We start from the raw sequence: 20374 nt of genomic DNA, 5'->3' as shown, positions 1-20374 counted from the left end.
CCATGGGAGATCCTGACGCGCGGACCCCGGCACGGACCGGCATCCCCGAAGGCGCCACGCCCAAGGACCTGATTCCAGGTGATCCGGACAAGATCGACGACCTGGTGGCGGATCTGCGCGCCTACGCCGCCGCCTTCAACGACGGCCACGACAAGCTGGGCCCACTGAAGCTGTACCGGTGGTCAGGGAAGGGGGAGAGCGCGTTCCGTGCCGCGGTCGACCGGCTTCCGAAGGAACTCTCCTCCGCGCACACCCAGTTCGCCAACGCCGCCTCCGCTCTGGCCGCGTACGCCACCAAACTGCGCGGCGTCCAAAAGCGCTGCAAACCGATCATCGAGGACGCGGCCGAGGCCAGGAAGACCGCGGCGAGCCACGAGAAGAAGGTCCAGGCATACAACGACGCGGTCAAGCGCGGGGACGACTCGCTCCCCGAGCGGCCCGCGGAGACCAATCCGGGCATCACCGCCATGGAGAACTGCCAGCGTCGTCTGGACGGGCTGACCTTCGAGCTCGACTTTGTGGTCAAGGCGTCGAAGAAGAAGATCGACCAGGCGGCGGAGAAGGCTCCGGACAAGCCGAGCGGCTTTGAGAAGACCAAGCAGGGTGTCAAGGACTTCCTCTGGGGAGCGCATAGCGGCATCCTCGACATCGCCGACTTCGCCGAGCCGTTCCTCACGCTCGATCCCAAGGGCGCGGCCATGAAACTGGCCGGGATCTTCGACGGCGGCAAATACGCCATCGAGCACCCGACCGAGTTCGCCAAGGCCGTCGCCAACTGGGAGGAGTGGTCGAGCAACCCGCAGCGCGCGGCGGGCCAGTTGACTCCTGCGGTGCTCCTGGCTCTGGCGACAGGTGGCGGAAGCGCATTGCGCAACGTCGCGAAGGCATCAAGGGACGCGGCCGACCGCCTGAAGGCTCGCAAGGACGCGCTCAGCCGCGGCGACAACCGCGACCGGGCAGAGCGCGACGGCACCCAGGACCAGTGCGGTCCCGAGAAGACGTGCGACGGCGAACCGGTCGACGTCATCACCGGAGAGATGACAATGTCCGCCACGGACGTCCAACTGCCGGGCGGCCTCCCCCTCGTCCTGGAACGCACCTTCGTCTCCAGCCACACCTGCGGCGGCTGGTTCGGCCGCACCTGGGCAGCCACCCTCGACCAGCGCCTGGAACTGGACGCAGACGGGATCGTCTTCGTCGCCGACGACGGCATGCTCCTCACCTACCCCATCCCACAGCCTGAGGAGGACACCCTCCCTGACCGCGGCCCCCGCTGGCCACTGCGCTGGGACGGCGAGGCCGGCGGGCCGATAACCATCACCATCCCCGAGCACGGACGTAGCCTGCACTTCGCCCCGCTGCCGGACGTACCCGCTACCGAACTCCCACTCCAGGCCATCACCGACCGCAACGGCCGCCGGATCGACATCTCCTACGGCCCGGACGGCGCACCGGCCCAGATCAGCCACTCCGGCGGCTACCGCATCGCGATCGACACCGACCCGGCACTGCTGCGCATCACCGCCCTCCGCCTCCTCGGCGTCGGCGACACTGAGACCGGTACCACGCTGGTCGCCTACCGATACAACGCGGCCGGCGACCTCACCGAAGTCGTCAACTCCACAGGCACGCCGCTGCGCTTCACCTACGACGCCGAACACCGAATGACGTCGTGGACAGACCGCAACGGCACCCGCTTCGGCTATTTCTACGACAGGCGCGGGCGCGTCACGCACACCGTCGGTTCCGGCAACATGCTGTCGGGGCGCTTCCAGTACGACGAAGCGGCCCGTACCACCACCTACACCGACTCTCTGGGCAACCGCACGCGGTACGTCTACAACGAAGCATCGAAGGTCATCTCGCGGGCCGACGCCCTGGGCCACACCACACATACTGACTGGGGCCCGCAGCCGGGCCGCTTCCCGGCAGCCGTCACCGACCCCCTCGGCCGCACCACCCGCTACCTCTACGACGACCTCGACCGGCTCCTCCGCGTCGACCGCCCCGATGGCACCGCGGCGAGCGCCGTCTACAACGAGCTGGGGCTTCCCACAGAGGTATGGGAACCGGACGGTGCGGTGTGGCGCCACACCTACGACCAGCGAGGCAACCGCACCAGCACCACCAGCCCAACGGGCGCCGAGACTCGCTATGTCTACGACGAGTGCGGCAACCTGACGTCCATCACCGACGCACGGGGGCACACCACCCACATCACGGCCAACGCCGCGGGCCTGCCAGTCGAGATCACCGATCCTCTGGGCAATACCACCAACTTCCGTAGGGGTACGCATGGCCGTATCACCCGCGTCACCGACCCGCTGGGCCACGTCACCCGCCACAGGTGGACGGTCGAGGGTAAGCCGTCGTGGCGGATACGCCCGGATGGCAGTAGGGAGTCGTGGACCTGGGACCCGGAAGGCAACCTCCGCGAACACACCGATCCGGCAGGCAACACCACACGGCACTCCTACACGCACTTCGATCGTCTGGCTACGCGCACGGAGCCGGACGGCGCCATGTACGCGTTCACCTACGACACGGAATCGCGGCTGACGGCGGTCACGAATCCGCAGGGGTTGGAGTGGCGCTACGCATACGACGCGGCAGGCTGCCTGATCTCCGAGACAGACTTCAATGGCCGCACTCTGACGTACGCCCACGATGCGGCGGGCCGGCTCGTATCGCGGACCAACGGCGCAGGCGAGACCGTCCACTTCGAACACGATGAGCTGGGCCGGACAATGGCGCAGCGGACGGAAGAAGGCGAGGAGACACACTTCGCGTACGACGCGGTGGGCCGCCTGATATGGGCGACCAACGCGGACACGGACCTGACCCGCGAGTACGACGCGGTGGGCCGCCTGCTGAAGGAAACGGTCAACGCCCACACCACGACCTACACCTACGACGCGGCGGGCCACTGCACGAGCCGCACGACCCCGACCGGCCTGACGTCAACGTGGACCTACGACGCGGCGGACCGCCCGACCTCGCTCACCACAGCGGGCAACGAACTTGCCTTCACCTACGACGCGGCGGGACGTGAGACGTCGAGGACACTGGGTGAGCCCGTGACGCTGACCCAGACTTGGGACGAACTGGCTCGTTTGACCAGCCAGACCGTCGGCCTGCAGTCGGCGGTGGCGAGGACGCTGCTTCAGCACCGCGAGTACGCCTACCGAGCGGACGACCACCTCACGGAGATCCGCGAGCTCACCTCCGGCACCCGCCGCTTCGACCTCGACCCGGTCGGCAGAGCCACAGCCGTGCACGCGCACGGCTGGACGGAGACGTACACGTACGACACCGCGGGCAACCTCACGAAGGCCAGTGCCCCAGCCCACCCCTCCTCTGGCCAACGCGAATTCACCGGTACCCTGATCCGGCGCGCCGGCCGCACGACATACGAGCACGACACGCAGGGGCGCCTGACTCGCCGCACCCGCCGCCTGCTGAACGGCCAGCAGCGCACCTGGACCTACCGATGGAACACAGACGACCGCCTCACGGAGGTCGTCACCCCGGACGGCGCCCTATGGCGGTACACGTACGACCCGCTGGGTCGCCGGATGACCAAGCGCCTCGTAGCGGATGACGGCATGGTGCGGGAGCAAGTCCGGTTCACGTGGGACGGCGCACGCCTGGCCGAACAGACCACGCTGGACGACGAGACTATGTCCTGGGACTACATGCCGGGGACGCACCGGCCGCTGACCCAGACGTCGCGCCACACGTCAGGGGAGGTGGATCCGGGAGCAAGCGCAATCCTCCGTGCTGCAAACCTTTCGATGGCGGAGGTGGATGCGCGTTTCCATGCCATCGTCACCGATCTCGTCGGCACCCCGACTGACCTGGTCTCGCCCACCGGCGACGTGGCCTGGCGACGCCGCACGACCCTCTGGGGCACGACTTTGCCTGCCCCGGCGGACGCGGTGGACTGCCCACTCCGCTTCCCCGGCCAATATGCCGACCCAGAAACGGGTCTAAACTACAACTACTTCCGCCACTACGACCCCGAAACCGCGCGCTACGTCAGCCACGATCCTCTGGGTCTCCGTCCTGCACCTAATACGTACTCATATGTCGTAAACCCGTTCACGTGGTTCGATGCTTGTGGATTGCAATCATGTGACGAGCCAGACGAAATCTCTAAGAATATCGCAGACCATGCATTGGAATCAGCACGACGGCCGGATGGGAACGGAACCCACTTCGTACGCGGTGTTGACGACAAGGCGCTTGCGCATTACGTCGATGGCGTAATCAACGGAGACGTCCCCAACGTTGATATAAGGTACGGCCTCAGAAATGGGCGAGTCGGCTATTGGGACCCTGATAAGGGTGCAGTTGTGATCGAGGACGGAGATGGTGGCACCGTCTTCACACCCAAGGGTGGAAAGTATTATTTCGATCACGAGCTCGAGTAGGGGAAGTCGGGAGGCGGTCCAGGTGAAGTGGCAGATTACGCTAACCTCGGAAGAGTTTGCGACGGTTTTCCAGGTCACTGTGCAGCTATATGAACTGGAAGAGTCTAGCTTGCTGGAGCGTGGATGTAGCCCTGAGGATCTGGGCATCTTGCTCTCGGAAATCAGATCCGCCAGAGCAGTACTCCGCGGCGCCCGCTTGGCGGGCTCCAGTGGCGCAGTCATTCGAACTGCGAAGGATGGTGAACCTGAACCGCGAACTGCCGTGAGTGTATATGCAGCAGAAGGTAATCAGGCGGCCGTCTCGTTTGAAATCCCCGAACGAATTGCTCGCGAATGGCCATCGCTGCTGCTATTCGCGCAATCGGCATTCGGCGAAAAGGAACTTTACTATCGAACGGGATACAGGGCTGACGAGGTCCAAAAGGCAGTGGATGCACTCAGGCTTCACTGACGAACGGTCCCTTCGTCACTGCTGCGGCCGCAGAGTGCAGTCATGAGCGCCGAGACGACGGGCAATCCGCTTAAGGTCACGCCCCGCTTCGACATCACCGGCCCTCAGGTGATCGTCGCGGAATACACGGACTCGGAGGGGTGCGGGCGGTTGCTGGGGGCCACCTTTGGCAGCATGCAGTGGCTATGGTCGGAAACCGACGAGGCCCGGTTCGACCTGGATAGGCGGGAGCTGGTCGGCGCCACGTTCTACATGCCCCCGGAGTCCGTTCCCGCGCAGGTCTGCCACCGTCTGCCCGACGGGCCGCGGCCCCTTCGGGACGGGCTGCGCGCGGATACCGCGGCGGAATTCGCCCTGCCCCAGACCACGGTCCTTTCTGCTGCACCCCCGAAGCCGCCGAGTTGAGGTGCTTCCGGGAGCTCGGCGCACTCGACGGGCCGCTGGACGCGCGGATCGGCATCGCCCCTGAGGTGGACCTCCTGGTAGAGGAAGTCGCGGTGGTCGGCTGGAGTCTCACCGATCCCGCGCGGTATCTGACGGGCGGTTTCGCCGACCCCGAAGTCACCCCGCCCTCTCACACCACCCGGCTCCGGCTGGCCGAGTGCCTGGACCTGGTCTCCTCGTCGCTCGTCGACGAGGTGATGGACTAGGACGCGGACGCCTGGCGCAAGCTCTGGGCGACCGACCGCGCCCTGCGCGACCAGCGGGACGACCGGCGCCGCGCGGACGTCCTGCACCGGGTCATCAGCCGTCTGATCGAGGGCTACGAGTCCTGAGGGACGCAGCAGCGGGGTGCGTAGGCTGCCCGGGACGCGGAGCACCCAGCCGCCGCCGGTGTTCGCCCCGGCCCGGCCCGCTTGGGCGCCGCGGCTCATGAGCTCCTTGTCGGCCGTGGTCGCTGCGGCGGTCACCGACTCGCAGGGCCTGCGTCTGCCGCCTGTTCCCATGGGTTCGCCGTACACGACGCACAAGACGACACCTTGATCGGCACGGGGCACTGGCGCGCACAGGGAGCCAGCGACTGTCTCGTCCACTGACTACCGTGTGTAGCTACGGGCAGAGCCGGTCTCTCCGGCAGGCGAGATGGGTCACCGAATGAGGTTCGAGTCCCACCCGCCCCACCGCGCGGGCGTTCGATGAGAACGTCCTGGCCAGCGGGATCGGATCGGAGGGGGCCGCCGCACATCGCGTGGCGGCCCCCCTCCGATCCCGCTGGGCACGTAACCGGCGATTGCTGCGAGACTGGTGCGATGGTCATCGACTTGGCCGGCGTCACCACGGTCCGGCACCTCCATGTACTGCTCAAGCAGGAGTTGGGGTTCCCCGATTTCTATGGAATGAACTGGGACGCCTTCTGGGATGCGATCACCGGTCTGGTGGAGTTGCCCCGCGACCTGACGTTCACAGGATGGTCCGCCTTCGAGGCGACCCTGCCCGAGGACGCGCGCATCATGCGCGGTCTCCTCGACGAATACGTTGCCGCTCAGGCGCACACTCCCCAGGGTCCTCCCGTCATCCGTTGCGAGTAGGGCTGGGCCATCACCGCCCGGCGCGCCGCTGTCGTCGACAACGGCCCCGCGGGCTCCGGGGCCGCGTCGTCACCGCGGCATGGTCCAGGTGGCGGTGATGTCCTCGGCGACGTCGCGCAGGAGTCCGAGGAAGACGTCCACCAGGGGGGTGAGGGTGGCGTCGGCCAGGGTCACCGCGTGGAGTCGGCGAGCGGGCCGTGGGTCGACGAGCTCGCGGTGGGTGGTGCCGGGGACCCGCGTCAAGGCCAGCCGCGAGACCAGGGCGACGCCGATTCCGGTGCCGACCAGGGCCTGGGCGACGTCGTACGAGGCGGTCTGGAACCGGACCCTGGGAGTGAAGCCGGCGGCCCCCGCCGCCCGGTCGAACTGCTCTCGGGCGGCGTGACCGGCCAGGATGGTCACCCATGACTCGTCGCGCAGGTCTTCCAGGCGCAGCGGGGTGCCGTCGGGCGTTTCCTCGGCCAGCGGGTGGTCGTCCGGTAGGACCACCACCATGGGGTCCACCATGAGCGGGTGTACCGCGACGTGCGGGGGCGGGTCGGGGGGTGTCTCCCAGGAGGCGATGACCGTCAGGTCGAGCACTCCGTCGGTCACCTGGTCGATACCCCACTGGGACGGCAGGTCCACGACCGACAGGTCCGCGTCCGGGTGGCGGTGCCGTAGAGCGGTCAGCGCGGGCGGAAGCAGATGGAGGGCTGCAGCCTGGAAGGCTCCGACCCGCAAGCGCAGCGAAAGGCGGCCGAGGAGTGCGGCCAGCCTGGCGGCGGCTTCCTCTGCCTGCTGGTCGATGACGCGTCCGTGGGCGGCCAAGAGGGCGCCGGCGGCGGTGAGCGTCGCGCCGCGCGGGCCGCGAACGACCAGCGGCACCTTGCAGTCCCGCTCCGCTCGGGCCACCTGCTGCGTCACCGCCGCCGGTGTGAGCCCGAGGGCCTGGGCGGTCGCCGCGAGGGAGCCGTGGCGTTCGATCAACGCCAGCAGGCGGAGCTGTCCAGGATCAGCGGCGGCAGGCATTCAATAATCTTAATGCTGTACGAGTCGGCCCTCCGCTTCTCTGAAGCATCCGTCTGTACAAGCCTGGGTGAGCAAGCCACGGATGAGTCAGCCATATCTGAGGAAGGCCTCGACGTGCCCACCCACCTGCCCGTTTTCCTGATCACCACCTGGCTGCTGGCGATGCTCCCGGGAGCCGGACAGGCGCTCATGGTGCGGCAGACCCTGACCGGTGGGCCCCGTCTCGCCCGGCCCACGATCGCAGGCAACGCCACGGGGCTGCTGATCTGGTCCACTGCCGCCGCCGCGGGGCTGTCCGCCGTCCTTCTGACCAATCCTCATGCGTACGCGGCCGTACGGATCGCGGGCGGCATCGTGCTGGCCATCCTCGGGATCAACACGCTCAGGACGGCCCGCACGACCGCGGAGGCGTCGGCGGATGACACCGAGGAGCGCCGACCCGGTTTCCGGGGGGCGTATCTGGCCGGGCTCGGCACGACCCTGGGCAACCCCAAGGCGGGGGTGTTCGCGATCTCGGTGCTGCCCCAGTTCGTCACGTCCGAGGGCCCTGTCCTTGCGTCGAGCATCGCTCTGGGCGTGGTCTGGGCGCTGGTCAACGTCTGCTGGTACTTCCTGTTCACCTGGGGCGTCGGGCGAGGCCGCGCGCTGGTGTCCCGGCCTGCTGTCCGCCGAGGCCTGAGCATCGCCACCGGCGCCGTGCTGCTGGCGCTCGGCGCGGCCGTGGCAGCCGGCGGCTGAGCATCCAGGCATCCAGGCGTTCAGGCGTTCAGGCGTGGTCCACGAGTTGCGCGAATCCCTTCTCGCGCGCGCAGTGCGCGCAGCAGAAGAAGTCTCCGCCGGCCTCAAGGCCGTGACCGAGGATGCGGCACTGGCAGTTCCCGCAGATCGGCGCCATCCTCTGGGCGGCGCACTCGATGCTGTCGAAGATGTGGACGGCTCCCGCGGCGCGCACCTCGAACGCCATCTCGTAGTCGTTGTTGCAGACCTCGCACACGGCCATGAACGATCAGCTCCTGTTTCACGCGCGGACAAGCACTGACAAGGCTGGGCGCCTACGGTCGGCCCTCCTGGACGTTAACGACAAGACGCGTTGAACCCCCGGCGGCGCGTTCACGCGCACTCGACGCGGACACATGAATCACCCAGCTGGGCGCGCACCGACGGTCGCCGGGGGCTACGGCCGCGGCGTGGGCCTCGCCGCCGCAGGAGCTGAGAGCGCTGCGCGGGCACACCCGGACGGCGTACCAAAGGAAGCCCCGCGCCCGCAGCCGTGGAGGACTTGACCGAGGGGGTTCGGAGAAGAGCCACAGAAGAGCCAGGGAAGAGCCAGGGAAGAGAGGAGCGGTCGATGCGTCGCAGTCTTGTGGTCGGGGCAGTTCTCGGGTTGCTGGTGACGGCTGGTGGAGCCGCGCAGACGGCCATGGCCGGGCCGACCGCCGTCGACCCGGCCGCCGCGTTGTGCTTCGGCCGGCCGGCGACGATCACCGGAACATCCGGAAACGACAGGATCACCGGCACGCCGGGGCCGGACGTCATCATCGCCGGTGACGGTGCCGACGTCGTCAACGGCCGCGGCGGCGACGACCGCGTCTGCGGCGGTGCGGGCGCCGACGATCTCTCCGGCGAGGAGGGCGGTGACAGGATCGACGGCGGTCGCGACAACGACTCCCTGTGGGGTGGCGACGGCGACGACGAACTGCGCGGCGGCGAGGGCGACGACAGCCTCTTCGGGGGCGCGGGGAGGGACCGTCTCGACGGCGGCCCGGGCACGAACTTCCACGACGGCGGCCCCGACGCCGACGTATGCGTCAAGCCCGATGAGGGGCGCGACTGTCCCTGACGGCGCGGCAGCGGGGGCTGTCCCTGGGACGGGACAGCCCCCGCGTCGCGCGGCGGGCTCACGCGGTGGCCAGCGCGACCTCGGTCGACTTGATCAGCGCCACGACCGGCGAGCCGGCGGTGAGGCCGAGGTCACCGACGGCGTCATGGGTGACGGCGGCCGTCAGCTCGCCGCCGTCGACCGCGACCTTCACGGTCGCCATGGCGTCGCCGGCGGTGACCCCGGCGACCGTGCCCGGAATCCGGTTGCGGATGCTCAGCCCGGCGACGGGGCCGGTGGCCAGCGACACCTCGGTCGACTTCACCAGGACGCGCACCGGCGTGTCCGGCACGACCCCGAGGTCCTCCACGGCCTCGCGGGTCACCGCCGCGGTGATCTCCTGCCCACCCGCGAGGCGCACCGTCACGGTCGCCATCGCGGCGCCGGGCGTGACGGCGGTGACGGTTCCGGCGAGCTGGTTGCGGATGCTCAGAGCCATGTCCGCACTGTAACCAGGCGATATAGCCGTTAGGCGTAGATTGCTCCGTTTCCCGCCTCGCGCGGCGACGCGCTCGCGCCTTGGAGCTTCCTCTTATGGGCCTGGCACATGCGACGAAGAAGCGCCCAGAGAGTTGTAGATGCCAGGGCATGACTCCTATCGTGCCGCACATGCAGCAGTACACCATCGGCCAGGCGGCGCGCCTGCTGGGCGTCAGCCCCGACACCGCCCGCCGCTGGGCCGACGCAGGCAGGGTCGCGACCCATCGCGACGAGTCCGGCCGCCGCCTCATCGACGGCCGTGACCTGGCTGCCTTCTCCGTGGAGCTGGCCCAGAGCGGCCCGGGGAGGACGAGGCGCCGTACACCTCGGCCCGTAACGCCTTCTCCGGCATCGTCACCGCCATCAAGCTCGGCGACGTCGCGGCCCAGGTGGAGATCCAGGCCGGACCGCACCGGCTGGTCTCCCTGCTCACCCGGGAGGCGGTCGAGGAACTCGGCCTGGAGATCGGCATGCGGGCCACCGCCCGCGTGAAGTCCACCAGCGTGCACATCGACCGCACCTGAGCCTCCTCGGCGCTCTTCGGCACCGCACTGTCCCCCTGCCCAGTCCCCGCCTCTTCCCCGAGGAGACATCCCCATGTCCCGCACGCTCACCGGTCGCCGCACCGCGGCCGCCCTGTTCACCGCCGCGCTGCTCGTCCCGCTCGCGACGGCCTGCGGCAGCGACGACGACAAGGGCGGCGAGAACGACGCCGGGACCAAGGGCGGCGGCCAGAAGGTCAAGCTGACCGTGCTCGCCGCCGCCTCCCTCACCGACGTCTTCAAGACCGCGGGCACGGCGTACGAGGAGGAGCACCACGGCACCAAGGTGACGTTCTCCTTCGCCGGCTCCCAGGAACTCGCCGCCCAGGTGCGGCAGGGCGCCCCCGCCGACGCCCTGGTCACCGCCGACACCACCACCATGGAGGGCTTGCGGGGCGACACCGGCACGCCGACCGTCATCGCCAGGAACCGCCTCGTCATCGCCGTCGGCGAGGGCAACCCGCACAAGATCGGCGGCTTGAAGGACCTGGCGGACGACAAGCTCAAGGTCGTCCTCGCCGCCCCCGAGGTGCCGGTCGGCCGCTACAGCAAGCAGGTCCTCGACGCCCAGAAGGTCGACGTCAAGCCGGTCTCGCAGGAGCCGAACGTGCGCGCCGTACTGAGCAAGGTGGAGCTCGGCGAGGCCGACGCCGGGCTGGTGTACGCCACCGACGCCGGCAGCGCGACCGACAAGGTCGACCCCGTCACCATCCCCGACGCCCAGAACGCCATCGCCTCCTACCCCGCGGCGGCCCTCAAGCAGTCGCGGCACGCGGACGCCGCCGCGGCGTTCGTGACCTGGCTCAGCGGCCCCGAGGCGCAGAAGATCCTGCGCGACGCGGGGTTCCAGAAGCCGTAGCCCGCCGCGCGTGAGCGTCCCCGCACCAGGAAGCCCCATGAAACGCACCCGTCCCGGGGCGCCGCGCCTGCGCGCCCCGGTCGTCCTCGCGCTCCCCGCGCTGCTCGCCATCGCGTTCCTGCTGCTGCCGCTGGCCGGCGTCCTCAGCCGTACGTCGTGGGGGAGCTGACCGGTCACCTCGGCCGCCCGGAAGTCACCGAGGCCCTCCGTCTCTCCCTCGTCGTCTCCTGCTGGGCGCTCGTCCTGTCCCTGCTGATGGGGGTGCCGCTCGCGTGGCTGCTGGCCCGCGTCCGCTTCCCCGGCAAGGCCCTCGTACGCTCCCTGGTCCTGCTGCCGATGGTGCTGCCGCCGACCGTCGGCGGCATCGCGCTGCTGCTCGGGTTCGGCCGCCGCGGCATCCTCGGCCCCTGGCTGGAGGAGACCTTCGGGCTCACGCTGCCGTTCCACACCTCCGGCGCCGTCGTCGCCGCCACGTTCGTCGCCATGCCGTTCCTGGTGATCAGCCTGGAAGGCACCCTCGCCGGGCTGCGGCCCGCCTACGAGGAGACGGCGGCCTCGCTCGGCGCCGCGCCGTTCCGGGTGTTCCGCACCATCACGCTCCCCATGGTCGCCCCCGGCCTGCTCGCCGGGGCGGCGCTCACCTGGGCCCGCGCGCTCGGCGAGTTCGGCGCCACCATCACCTTCGCGGGCAACCTCCCCGGCGCCACCCAGACCCTTCCGCTCCACGTGTACCTGCTGCTCCAGCAGGAGCCCGAGGCGGCGACCTCGGTGTCCCTGCTGCTGCTCGCGATCGCCATGGCCGTCCTGGTCGCGCTGCGCGGCCGGTTCACGGGGGTGGCCATGGGCGCGCCCGCGGCCCGCCGCCCCGACGTGGACGACGCCGCGCCCGCCGGAGACCCGCCGCTCGGCACGGCGCCGCGTGAGCCGGAGGCGGACCCGCCGCCGGGCTCCGGTGCGGAGCAGGCCCAGCGCCGGCCGCTCCGCGCCGAGTTGACCGGCTTCCTCCAGTTCGTGCTCGACGCGGAGCCCGGCACCACCATCGCCGTCGTCGGCCCCAACGGCGCGGGCAAGACCACCCTGCTGCGCGCCCTGCTCGGCCTCACCGACCGCGCCCACGCCGACATCCGGCTCGGCGACGCGGACCTCACCCGGCTCCCGCCGCACCGGCGCGGCGTCGCCTGGGTCCCCCAGGACGGGGCGCTCTTCCCGCACCTGAGCGCGCTGGCCAACACCGCGTACGGGCCGCGGGCCGGCGGTGTGCCGCGCGCCGAGGCCCGCCGCAGCGCGCAGGCGTGGCTCGACCGGCTCGGCGTCGGGCACCTCGCCGACCGGCGGCCCGCGCAGCTCTCCGGCGGCCAGGCGCAGCGGGTCGCGCTCGCCCGGGCGCTGGCCGTCCGGCCGCGGCTGTTGCTGCTGGACGAACCGCTGGCCGCCCTCGACCAGACCACCCGCGCTCACGTACGGCACACCCTGCGCGGCCATCTGAAGGGGTTCGGCGGTGTCTGCCTGATCGTCACGCACGACCCGGTGGAAGCCGTCTCGCTCGCCGACCGGATCCTCGTACTCGACGGCGGCCGCGTGGTCCAGGACGCGGTGCCCGCCGAGGTCACCCGCCATCCGCGGTCGCCGTGGGTGGCCCGGATGCTCGGCCGCAACGCCTGGCCGGGCACGGCCACTGCCGACGGCCTCGCCCTCGGCCACGGCGGGCGTCTGGTGGCCGCGGAGCCGCTGGCCACCGGGACGGCCGCGCTGGCGATCATCCCGCCGGAGGCGGTCTCCCTGCACCGGGAGCGCCTCACGGGCAGTCCGCGGAACACCTGGCCGGGAACGATCCGGGAGATCACCGCCGTCGGCAGCAGGCTCCGCGTGCTGGTCGCCTTCGAGGACATCCCGGACCTCGTCGCGGAGATCACCCCGGGAGCCGCCGCGGAACTCGGCCTGGCCGAGGGCACGCCGGTCTGGACCGGCGTGAAGGCCACGGAGATCACCCTGGTGGCCACCTGACCGGACCGCGCCGCACACGCGCGGAGCCCCCGCGCATCGATGCCATCGATCGATGAACGGGGGCTCCAGGAACGGAAAACCCGGCGTCGGCCGAGCAGAACGTCACTTGTTGACGCAGATCCCGCCGAAGGAGGGGTTCAGCAGCGCGATGACGTCCACGGTGTTGCCGCACACGTTGATGGGCACGTTGACCGGCACCTGGATGACGTTGCCGCTGATGGCGCCGGGCGACCCGATGGCCTTGGCACTGGCGGAGGAACCCTTGCCGTGGCTGTGGTGGTGCTTCTTGCCCTTGCCCTTGCCGTTGGTCTTGACCTTGGCCTTGCCCTTGGCGTTGGCCGTGACATTGACCTTGTGGCCGTCGACCTTCATGCCTTTGACCTTGATGGCGGCGGTCTTGCGGGTGTCGGCGCCGTTTGACTTGCTGATCTTCTGCTTGGTGATGACCACCTCGTCGCCACCGCCCGCCGCGGCCGCGCCACCGGCGCTGCCGAGGGCGACGGCACCCGCCGTGATGGTCAGAACCGCAGCCTTCGAGATGCGCTTCACGAGTCGTGTCCTTTCCCTGATCATTTGGCTCGGGGCCTGACCAACGACTCGTACGGTCCGCCGATACGCCTGGTCACTCGAATGCCCGCGTTTACGGCCGGGACCAGCGGCGATTCCCGGACGGCCGACTCCATGGCCGGTGCGGCCGGATGGCCTAGCAGACCATGCCGATGATCGCATTCGTCGATAGCAAGGACATGTTGAGACCGTCTCAGCGCCACCATGCAGTGAGGATCCCCATGCGTGTGTCCCTGTGCTGGGTGACTGCGGCTGCCCTGGTAGCCGCGGTACCCGCGACGTCAGCCCTCGCCTCCGACGCCGAGGACCCGAGCCCTGTTTCGGCCCGGTCCGGTCCCGCGCCTCTGTACCGGATGAAGGGCGCGATCCCCGGGCAGTACATCGTCTCGCTGGCGTCCGGCGTCAGCCCCTCGGCCATGGCGGACCGGGTCGGCATCCGGCCGATGTTCACCTATACGCGTGTCCATCACGGCTTCGCGGCCAAGCTCACCACCGCCCAGGTCGACATGCTCCGCAACCAGCCCGGGGTGAGCGCCGTGGAGCAGGACGCCCGGCTCGACGTGCCGCGTGTCACGGGCCCGGCGACAACCCGCCCCGCCCGCAAGCCCGTTGCCGCGACCCCGCGACGGCAGGCCGCGCCCGTGCCCTGGGGCCTGGCGCGGATCAACCACCGGGAGAACGGCGCCACCGGCTACGCCATGAAGGCCACCGGCGCGAAGGTCAACTCCTACATCATCGACACCGGGATCCAGCTGAACCACCCGGACTTCGGCGGCCGGGCCGTGGCCGGGCACAGCTTCATCGACGACGGGCGCGGCACCCGCGACTGCAACGGACACGGCACCCACGTGGCCGGGACCGTCGGCGGCACGACATCCGGCGTCGCCAAGAAGACCCGGCTGGTGTCGGTACGGGTCTTCGACTGCTCCGGCGTGAGCGCCAACTCCACCGTCATCGCGGCCGCCAACTGGGTCGCGGCCAACGCGAAGAAGCCCGCGGTCGCCAACCTGTCCCTGGGCGGCCCGTACTCCGCCGCCATGAACCGCGCCCTTGAGGGCCTGGCGGCCGCCGGGGTCTTCCCGGTCGTCGCCGCGGGCAACGAGAACAGCGACGCCTGCGCCACCTCGCCGGCCAGTTCCCCCGGTGCCCTCACCGTCGCCGCCACCGACCAGAAGGACCGCAAGGCGCCGTTCAGCAACTGGGGCCGCTGCGTGGACATCAACGCGCCGGGTGTGGACATCCGCTCCGCCTACCTCGGCGGCACCTTCCGCGAGCTGTCCGGCAGCTCCATGGCCGCGCCGCACGTCACCGGCGTCGCCGCGCTCTACAAGGACACCTACGGTGACGCCTCCTTCAAGTCCGTGGCGTCCTGGCTCATCGGCTACGCGACGCCCGGCGTCGACACCTCCAACAAGGGCGTTCCCACCGGGACACCGCCGCGGCTCGTCTACACGGGTCGGATGTGACCGCGGATCGGAGGTGACCGCGGAGTCGGCAGGAATACCGCCCGGCTACGGTTGGTTACCGTAGCTGGGCACCGCCGATCCGATGGGAAGCAGGCAGTCAGGCATGAGCACGGTTGAACTGACCAAGGACAACTTCGACGAGCTCGTCTCGTCGAACGACTTCGTCCTCATCGACTTCTGGGCGTCGTGGTGCGGTCCGTGCCGGATGTTCGCCCCCGTGTACGAGCGGGCGGCCGCGCGCCATGAGGACCTGCTGTTCGGCAAGGTCGACACCGAGGCGCAGCCGGAGCTGGCCGCCACGTTCCAGATCCAGTCGATCCCCACCCTGATGATCGTCCGGGAGAACATCGCCGTCTTCTCCCAGCCCGGCGCGCTGCCCGAGCAGGCCCTGGAGGATCTCATCGCGCAGGCCCGCGACCTCGACATGGACAAGGTGCGCGCCGCGATCGCCGAGGCGGCCGGGTCCGGGCCGGACGGCCAGCACCCGGACGGCGAGGACTGAACGCCGGTCGCCCGTCCGCCGCACATGGGCCCGGCGGTACGTCACACGTGGGGCCCGTTCGTCACACGCAGACCCGTACGTCACACACAGGAGGCATTCCGCATGGCAACGACGCGCACCGCGCACACCGTCTGGCAGGGCAATCTGGCTCAGGGGAAGGGCACCGTCACCTTCGACTCGTCCGGCATCGGGGAGCAGCCGGTGTCCTGGCCGTCCCGCGCCGAGCAGGCGGGCGGCAAGACCAGCCCTGAGGAGCTCATCGCCGCGGCGCACTCCAGCTGCTTCTCGATGGCGCTCTCGCACGGGCTGGCCCAGGCCGGTACGCCGCCGACGCAGCTGCGCACCCAGGCCGACGTCACCTTCCAGCCGGGCACCGGGATCACCGGGATCCATCTGACCGTGGAGGGCACGGTGGACGGTCTGGACGAGGACGCGTTCGTCGCCGCCGCCGAGGACGCCAAGACGAACTGCCCGGTGAGCCAGGCGCTGACCGGTACGGAGATCACCCTCACCGCGAAGCTGGCCTGACGGTCTCCACCCGCTGCAAGAGCCCCCAGGTGAACTCCGCGACGCGCGGGAGGCCCGGGGGTTCGGCGTCGCCGTCGGGCGCGGTGAAGGCGAGCCGCCACCGCGTGGGCGCGGTGCCCTCCAACGGCCGCACCGGCGCGAAGGCCCGCGCCACCTCGTCCACGGTGCACGACCAGGGCGTGAGATCCGCCGCCGTACGGAGCACCGGCCCGGCGGCGCCCGGGGCGCGGACCAGCCATTCGTGCCATACGGCGCCGCCCGGCGCCACCAGCACCTCGAACCGCAGATCCGGCCAGAGCGGCACCGGCCAGCTCAGCGCCTCGCAGTTCAGATCCCCGACGCGGTGGGTGGTCACCGTCTCCGGCGGCCCGAGTACCGAACGGTAGCGGGCGGCCGCGGCGCGCCGCCGGGGCGAGCGCTGCATGGCCTGCCAGCGCTTGTTGGCCTCGCGCATCTGGGCGCGGCTGAATCCCAGTTCGCGCAGCGCGTCCTCGACCAGCCCGGGGTGGTGGTCCGCCATCCGGCGCAGCAGGACGAGGATGAACGGGAAGGGGCTCGGGAAGGCGTCGGACGCCTCGTGCGCGGAACTCATGCCCCCATCGTGCCGCCCCAGGGACCGGTGATCGCGCCGCTCTGGCCGGGGTCCGGGCCGCAGCCCTTGGGAGGAGCCGCACATCGATCGGCACGGCCGGGAGGGCCGGGCGGCCGCGGGCGCAGGTTCTGCACACGATCCTCACAGCAGGCGGTATCTCGACTACGTGCGGGTCACATAATCTGCCCCGCGAAATGGATTACTGCCCTCCGTGCCGTCGGTATCTCAACGGCGCGCTCTCCTGCCCGGGATGCGGGACCCCCGCCGAAGAACTCCCGTCCTCCTCGCCCGAGTCCGGCACGGCCGCCGTCGCCGAGCCGTCGTCGCCCGGCGAGGGCGGTACGCGTGCGTCGCGGCGCGCCGCCGCCCGGAGCGAGACGTCCCGCCGGAAGCCGCGCCGTCCCACCGGCCGGGCGCGCAGGGCGCGGCGCGGCCGCGGCCGCAGGGTGGCGATCGTCGCCGGGGCCCTGGGGCCGGTGCTCGCCGCGCTGTTCGTCGCGGAGCTGGCCACCGAGGGCGGCATCTTCCAGCCCGAGGAGCCGCGGCCGCGCACCCAGCAGCCGATCGCGGACCGCAGCCCCGGCACGGCCGACGGCGACGGCACACCCGCGAGTGAAGCGCCCGGCGCGGGCCCGTCGACCGGCGCGGGCCGGGATTCCGAACGCCGGACCGCCGACTCGGACGGGGACGGCACAAAGGACGAGCGGGACGGCGAGAAGCGGGACAAGGACGGCGACGGCCAGAAGGACGAGGACCGGGAGGCGGGCGGCGCGCCGGAGCCGGGCGCGACCTCCTCCGGCGGCGGGGCACCCTCGCCCACCGCCCAGGTCCCCGGCGGCGGGTCCTCCAGCGGCGGGCCGTCGTCCCCGGACCCGGACCCGGACCCGAAACCCACCGATCCGCCCACGCAGCAGCCCATACCCGAGCCGACCTGCAACCGGTTCCTGTGGTGGTGCACCTGACGGCCCCGTGACCGTCCCGTACCCGAGCCGGGGAGCTCCGGGCGGGCCGGAGTCGGGAAACGGATCGGAGTCCGGCTACGGACCGGGGGCCGGGAGGCGGAGCCCCGGTCAGCCCGTCGCCGGTGCGCTGCCGCCCAGCATCCGCTGGAGCAGGTCGCGCAGCATGGTGCGCTCCGCCTCCGACAGCGCGGCCAGCGGCTCCCGTGCGAAGCCCAGCGACCCGCGCAGCCGCGCCGCGGTCTCCTGCCCCGCGTCCGTCGCGGCGGCGAGCTTCACCCGGCGGTCGGCCGGGTCGGGGCGCCGTTCCACGAGCCCGCGTGACGCCAGCCGGTCGACGATCCCGGTGATGTTGGACGGCTCGCACTTCAGCGTCTGCGCGATCCTGCGCATCGGCATGGGCTCGCGGGCCAGCAGCCCCAGCACCCGGGCCTGGGCGCCGGTCAGCGCGTGCTCGGCGGCGGCCGCCTCGTACTCCTCGTAGTAGCGCGCCACGACGGCGCCGATGAGTTCGACGACCTCTTGGGTCAGTGGATCGGTGCGCGGCGTCATGGCCACCACTCTACCCATTTGCTTGACAACATGAAATATCGGTGCGCATGATTGTTTCATCTCATGAAGCTTTTGGAGGCACCCGTCATGTCCGTCACCCCCGCCACCAGCCGCGCCTGGCACCTCACCGCACGCCCCCAGGGCTGGCCGAAGCCGGAGGACTTCGCCCTGCGTGAGGAGGCCGTGGCGGCCCCCGGCCCGGGTCAGATCCTGGTCCGCAACCTCTTCATGTCGGTCGACCCCTACATGCGCGGCCGCATGAACGACGTGAAGTCCTACATACCTCCGTTCCAGCTCGACCAGCCCATGGACGGCGGCGCGGTCGGCGAGGTCGTCGCCTCCGAGGCGGACGGCATCGCGGTGGGCGACCACGTGCTGCACGGCCTCGGCTGGCGCGAGTACGCCACCGTGGAGGCCCGGCACGCCGTCAAGGTCGACCCGGCGGCCGCCCCTCTCTCCGCGTATCTCGGCGTGCTCGGAATGACGGGCCTGACCGCCTACGCCGGACTGCTGGAGGTCGCCTCCTTCAAGGAAGGCGACGCGGTGTTCGTCTCCGGAGCGGCCGGCGCGGTCGGCAGCCAGGTCGGCCAGATCGCCAAGCTCAAGGGCGCCTCGCGGGTCATCGGCAGCGCGGGCTCGGACGAAAAGGTCCGGCTCCTGGTCGAGGAGTACGGCTTCGACGCGGCGTTCAACTACAAGGACGGGCCGGTCACCGACCAGCTCAAGGAGGCCGCCCCCGACGGCATCGACGTCTACTTCGACAACGTCGGCGGTGAGCACCTGGAGGCCGCCATCGACCGCCTCAACGTGGGCGGCCGCGTCACCGTCTGCGGCATGATCGCCCAGTACAACGTCACCGAGCCGCCCGCCGCCCCGCGCAACCTCGCGCTCGTCATCGGCAAGCGGCTGCGGATCCAGGGCATGCTCGTCACCGACCACAACGCGCTCCAGCCGCGGTTCGTCGAGGAGGTCGGCGGCTGGATCCGCGAGGGCAAGCTGCACTACCGCGAGACCGTCGTCAAGGGCATCGAGCACGGCGTGGACGCCTTCCTCGGCATGCTGCGCGGCGAGAACACCGGAAAGATGGTCGTCGGCTTCGGCGACTGACACCGGGCGCAGCCGCCCGGCGCGGACTCGCTAGGCTCCGGCCCATGCGTGATCTCGCCGCCGGGTTCGGCTATCTGATCAAGGGGCAGCGCTGGGTCGCCCGGCACGGCCGGTGGTGGGGGTTCGGGATGATTCCCGCCCTCATCACCCTCGTCGGCTACGTCGCGGCGCTCGTCGCGCTGTTCTTCTGGAGCGACGACATCGTCGCCTGGGCCACCCCCTTCGCCGACGACTGGAGCTCTCCCTGGCTCGGGATCTTCCGCGGCGCGCTCGCCGTGCTGCTCTTCGGCAGCGGCCTGACGCTTGCGCTGATCACCTTCACCGCCGTCACCCTCCTGGTCGGCCAGCCCTTCTACGAGTCGCTCTCCGAACAGGTCGACATCTCCGTGGCCGGGAGCGCTCCCGAGTCCGGACTGCCGCTCTGGCGTGAGCTGCTGATCTCGGCCAGGGAGAGCATCGCCGTCGTCGTCCGCGTCGCGTGCTGGAGCGTCCTGCTCTTCGCACTGGGCTTCGCCCCCCTCATCGGCCAGACCGTCATCCCCGCCGTCGGCTTCTGTGTCTCCGGGTTCTTCCTCGCCGAGGAACTCGCCGCGGTCGCGCTCGCCCGGCGCCGGGTGGCGCTCAAGGAGCGGCTGCGGTTGCTGCGCGGCCGCAGGGCGCTGACCCTCGGCTTCGGCGTGCCGCTGGCGCTGCTGTTCCTGATCCCGCTGGTCGCGGTGTTCCTCATGCCGGGCGCCGTGGCGGGCGCGACGCTGCTGGTCCGCGACCTGATGGGCGAGGACACAGAGGACACGGAGGGCGCGGACGCAGAGGTCGTGGACGACTCGGGCGACGCGGCCGCCGCGGCGGGCCGCCCGTGCCGCGTCGGCCTCGATGTCGCACGGTAGGGGAGTGCGTTGCGCCGTTAGAGACG

20 protein-coding genes and 2 pseudogenes are annotated in these 20374 nt (G+C 70.6%); 16 read left to right on the top strand and 6 right to left on the bottom strand.

Annotated elements, in window-relative coordinates; translation table 11 throughout:
- Positions 1-2: 2 nt before the first annotated feature.
- From Q3Y56_RS09845 to Q3Y56_RS09825, 5 genes are all read left to right on the top strand, one after another.
- Entirely contained in the window at positions 3-4433 is a 4431-nt protein-coding gene (locus Q3Y56_RS09845; RefSeq protein ID WP_304461574.1) for a putative T7SS-secreted protein, read from the top strand.
- A gap of 22 nt (positions 4434-4455) precedes the next feature.
- Positions 4456-4884 carry a hypothetical protein gene (locus tag Q3Y56_RS09840; protein ID WP_304461573.1) on the top strand — a complete coding sequence of 143 codons (429 nt, stop codon included), beginning with the start codon at positions 4456-4458 and terminating at the stop codon, positions 4882-4884.
- A 42-nt stretch (positions 4885-4926) separates the two neighbouring features.
- Positions 4927-5289 (top strand): hypothetical protein, encoded by a 363-nt coding sequence (locus Q3Y56_RS09835; RefSeq protein ID WP_304461572.1) that lies wholly within the window; start codon positions 4927-4929, stop codon positions 5287-5289.
- Positions 5286-5534, top strand: a complete 249-nt coding sequence (locus tag Q3Y56_RS09830) for a hypothetical protein (RefSeq protein WP_304461571.1) — start codon at positions 5286-5288, stop codon at positions 5532-5534. Before Q3Y56_RS09835 ends, Q3Y56_RS09830 begins: the two co-directional genes overlap by 4 nt.
- A 600-nt stretch (positions 5535-6134) precedes the next feature.
- A complete protein-coding gene (locus tag Q3Y56_RS09825) occupies positions 6135-6413 on the top strand; it encodes a barstar family protein (RefSeq protein ID WP_304461570.1) in 279 nt (92 codons plus the stop codon).
- Positions 6414-6482: 69 nt separating this feature from the next.
- On the opposite strand, the gene Q3Y56_RS09820 is transcribed toward Q3Y56_RS09825, so the two are convergent.
- The gene (locus Q3Y56_RS09820) at positions 6483-7424 is read right to left on the bottom strand and encodes a LysR family transcriptional regulator (RefSeq protein WP_304461569.1); all 942 of its coding nucleotides are present in this window, start codon (positions 7422-7424) and stop codon (positions 6483-6485) included.
- 114 nt (positions 7425-7538) lie between these two features.
- Here Q3Y56_RS09820 and Q3Y56_RS09815 point away from each other — a divergent pair, with 114 nt between their 5' ends.
- Positions 7539-8162 (top strand): LysE family translocator, encoded by a 624-nt coding sequence (locus Q3Y56_RS09815; RefSeq protein WP_304461568.1) that lies wholly within the window; start codon positions 7539-7541, stop codon positions 8160-8162.
- 28 nt (positions 8163-8190) lie between these two features.
- Here the strand turns inward: Q3Y56_RS09815 and Q3Y56_RS09810 are convergent, their stop codons facing one another.
- Positions 8191-8424, bottom strand: a complete 234-nt coding sequence (locus tag Q3Y56_RS09810; protein ID WP_304461567.1) for a hypothetical protein — start codon at positions 8422-8424, stop codon at positions 8191-8193.
- Between the two features lie 348 nt (positions 8425-8772).
- Here Q3Y56_RS09810 and Q3Y56_RS09805 point away from each other — a divergent pair, with 348 nt between their 5' ends.
- Positions 8773-9264: a calcium-binding protein gene (locus Q3Y56_RS09805; RefSeq protein ID WP_304461566.1), complete on the top strand. Its 492-nt coding sequence runs from the start codon at positions 8773-8775 to the stop codon at positions 9262-9264.
- A gap of 58 nt (positions 9265-9322) precedes the next feature.
- On the opposite strand, the gene Q3Y56_RS09800 is transcribed toward Q3Y56_RS09805, so the two are convergent.
- On the bottom strand, positions 9323-9742 hold the full coding sequence (locus Q3Y56_RS09800; RefSeq protein ID WP_304461565.1) for a molybdopterin-binding protein: 420 nt from the start codon (positions 9740-9742) through the stop codon (positions 9323-9325).
- 170 nt (positions 9743-9912) lie between these two features.
- Here Q3Y56_RS09800 and Q3Y56_RS09795 point away from each other — a divergent pair.
- The 3 genes and pseudogenes from Q3Y56_RS09795 to Q3Y56_RS09785 all read left to right on the top strand — a co-directional run bounded on the left by Q3Y56_RS09795 (position 9913) and on the right by Q3Y56_RS09785 (position 13188).
- Positions 9913-10307: pseudogene (locus Q3Y56_RS09795) on the top strand (molybdopterin-binding protein).
- Positions 10308-10380: 73 nt separating this feature from the next.
- Positions 10381-11184 carry a molybdate ABC transporter substrate-binding protein gene (gene modA, locus Q3Y56_RS09790; RefSeq protein WP_304461564.1) on the top strand — a complete coding sequence of 268 codons (804 nt, stop codon included), beginning with the start codon at positions 10381-10383 and terminating at the stop codon, positions 11182-11184.
- A 37-nt stretch (positions 11185-11221) separates the two neighbouring features.
- Positions 11222-13188, top strand: a pseudogene (locus Q3Y56_RS09785) (ABC transporter permease).
- Between the two features lie 102 nt (positions 13189-13290).
- Here the strand turns inward: Q3Y56_RS09785 and Q3Y56_RS09780 are convergent.
- Positions 13291-13737, bottom strand: a complete 447-nt coding sequence (locus Q3Y56_RS09780) for a chaplin (protein WP_304461563.1) — start codon at positions 13735-13737, stop codon at positions 13291-13293.
- Between the two features lie 371 nt (positions 13738-14108).
- Between Q3Y56_RS09780 and Q3Y56_RS09775 the strand changes: the two genes are divergently transcribed.
- The 3 genes from Q3Y56_RS09775 to Q3Y56_RS09765 all read left to right on the top strand — a co-directional run bounded on the left by Q3Y56_RS09775 (position 14109) and on the right by Q3Y56_RS09765 (position 16251).
- Positions 14109-15221: a S8 family peptidase gene (locus Q3Y56_RS09775; protein ID WP_304461562.1), complete on the top strand. Its 1113-nt coding sequence runs from the start codon at positions 14109-14111 to the stop codon at positions 15219-15221.
- Between the two features lie 103 nt (positions 15222-15324).
- A complete protein-coding gene (trxA, locus tag Q3Y56_RS09770; RefSeq protein ID WP_304461561.1) occupies positions 15325-15723 on the top strand; it encodes a thioredoxin in 399 nt (132 codons plus the stop codon).
- 102 nt (positions 15724-15825) lie between these two features.
- Positions 15826-16251, top strand: coding sequence for an OsmC family protein (locus tag Q3Y56_RS09765; protein ID WP_304461560.1), 426 nt, complete (start codon positions 15826-15828; stop codon positions 16249-16251).
- On the opposite strand, the gene Q3Y56_RS09760 is transcribed toward Q3Y56_RS09765, so the two are convergent.
- Positions 16232-16843: a hypothetical protein gene (locus tag Q3Y56_RS09760; protein ID WP_304461559.1), complete on the bottom strand. Its 612-nt coding sequence runs from the start codon at positions 16841-16843 to the stop codon at positions 16232-16234. The genes Q3Y56_RS09765 and Q3Y56_RS09760 overlap by 20 nt on opposite strands.
- 194 nt (positions 16844-17037) lie before the next feature.
- Between Q3Y56_RS09760 and Q3Y56_RS09755 the strand changes: the two genes are divergently transcribed.
- The gene (locus Q3Y56_RS09755) at positions 17038-17805 is read left to right on the top strand and encodes a hypothetical protein (protein WP_304461558.1); all 768 of its coding nucleotides are present in this window, start codon (positions 17038-17040) and stop codon (positions 17803-17805) included.
- Between the two features lie 108 nt (positions 17806-17913).
- Here the strand turns inward: Q3Y56_RS09755 and Q3Y56_RS09750 are convergent, their stop codons facing one another.
- A complete protein-coding gene (locus tag Q3Y56_RS09750; RefSeq protein WP_304461557.1) occupies positions 17914-18354 on the bottom strand; it encodes a MarR family winged helix-turn-helix transcriptional regulator in 441 nt (146 codons plus the stop codon).
- A gap of 87 nt (positions 18355-18441) precedes the next feature.
- On the opposite strand from Q3Y56_RS09750, the gene Q3Y56_RS09745 reads away from it, so the two are divergent.
- Both Q3Y56_RS09745 and Q3Y56_RS09740 read left to right on the top strand, forming a co-directional pair.
- The gene (locus tag Q3Y56_RS09745) at positions 18442-19461 is read left to right on the top strand and encodes an NADP-dependent oxidoreductase (RefSeq protein ID WP_304461556.1); all 1020 of its coding nucleotides are present in this window, start codon (positions 18442-18444) and stop codon (positions 19459-19461) included.
- 44 nt (positions 19462-19505) lie between these two features.
- Positions 19506-20348: an EI24 domain-containing protein gene (locus Q3Y56_RS09740; RefSeq protein ID WP_304461555.1), complete on the top strand. Its 843-nt coding sequence runs from the start codon at positions 19506-19508 to the stop codon at positions 20346-20348.
- Positions 20349-20374 lie beyond the last annotated feature (26 nt).

It is taken from the genome of Streptomyces sp. XD-27 (genome assembly GCF_030553055.1).
Lineage (GTDB): Bacteria > Actinomycetota > Actinomycetes > Streptomycetales > Streptomycetaceae > Streptomyces.
This window is presented reverse-complemented; position numbering and strand designations above follow the sequence as displayed.

Bases quoted from the DNA above. Each gene is read 5' to 3' on its own strand.
- Q3Y56_RS09740 (WP_304461555.1), top strand. From the start codon at position 19,506: ATGCGTGATCTCGCCGCCGGGTTCGGCTATCTGATCAAGGGGCAGCGC.
- Q3Y56_RS09745 (WP_304461556.1), top strand. From the start codon at position 18,442: ATGTCCGTCACCCCCGCCACCAGCCGCGCCTGGCACCTCACCGCACGC.
- Q3Y56_RS09800 (WP_304461565.1), bottom strand. From the start codon at position 9,742: ATGGCTCTGAGCATCCGCAACCAGCTCGCCGGAACCGTCACCGCCGTC.
- Q3Y56_RS09810 (WP_304461567.1), bottom strand. From the start codon at position 8,424: ATGGCCGTGTGCGAGGTCTGCAACAACGACTACGAGATGGCGTTCGAG.
- Q3Y56_RS09765 (WP_304461560.1), top strand. From the start codon at position 15,826: ATGGCAACGACGCGCACCGCGCACACCGTCTGGCAGGGCAATCTGGCT.
- Q3Y56_RS09775 (WP_304461562.1), top strand. From the start codon at position 14,109: ATGAAGGGCGCGATCCCCGGGCAGTACATCGTCTCGCTGGCGTCCGGC.
- Q3Y56_RS09820 (WP_304461569.1), bottom strand. From the start codon at position 7,424: ATGCCTGCCGCCGCTGATCCTGGACAGCTCCGCCTGCTGGCGTTGATC.
- Q3Y56_RS09805 (WP_304461566.1), top strand. From the start codon at position 8,773: ATGCGTCGCAGTCTTGTGGTCGGGGCAGTTCTCGGGTTGCTGGTGACG.
- Q3Y56_RS09835 (WP_304461572.1), top strand. From the start codon at position 4,927: ATGAGCGCCGAGACGACGGGCAATCCGCTTAAGGTCACGCCCCGCTTC.
- Q3Y56_RS09750 (WP_304461557.1), bottom strand. From the start codon at position 18,354: ATGACGCCGCGCACCGATCCACTGACCCAAGAGGTCGTCGAACTCATC.
- modA (WP_304461564.1), top strand. From the start codon at position 10,381: ATGTCCCGCACGCTCACCGGTCGCCGCACCGCGGCCGCCCTGTTCACC.
- Q3Y56_RS09760 (WP_304461559.1), bottom strand. From the start codon at position 16,843: ATGAGTTCCGCGCACGAGGCGTCCGACGCCTTCCCGAGCCCCTTCCCG.
- Q3Y56_RS09755 (WP_304461558.1), top strand. From the start codon at position 17,038: ATGGATTACTGCCCTCCGTGCCGTCGGTATCTCAACGGCGCGCTCTCC.
- Q3Y56_RS09845 (WP_304461574.1), top strand. From the start codon at position 3: ATGGGAGATCCTGACGCGCGGACCCCGGCACGGACCGGCATCCCCGAA.
- trxA (WP_304461561.1), top strand. From the start codon at position 15,325: ATGAGCACGGTTGAACTGACCAAGGACAACTTCGACGAGCTCGTCTCG.
- Q3Y56_RS09825 (WP_304461570.1), top strand. From the start codon at position 6,135: ATGGTCATCGACTTGGCCGGCGTCACCACGGTCCGGCACCTCCATGTA.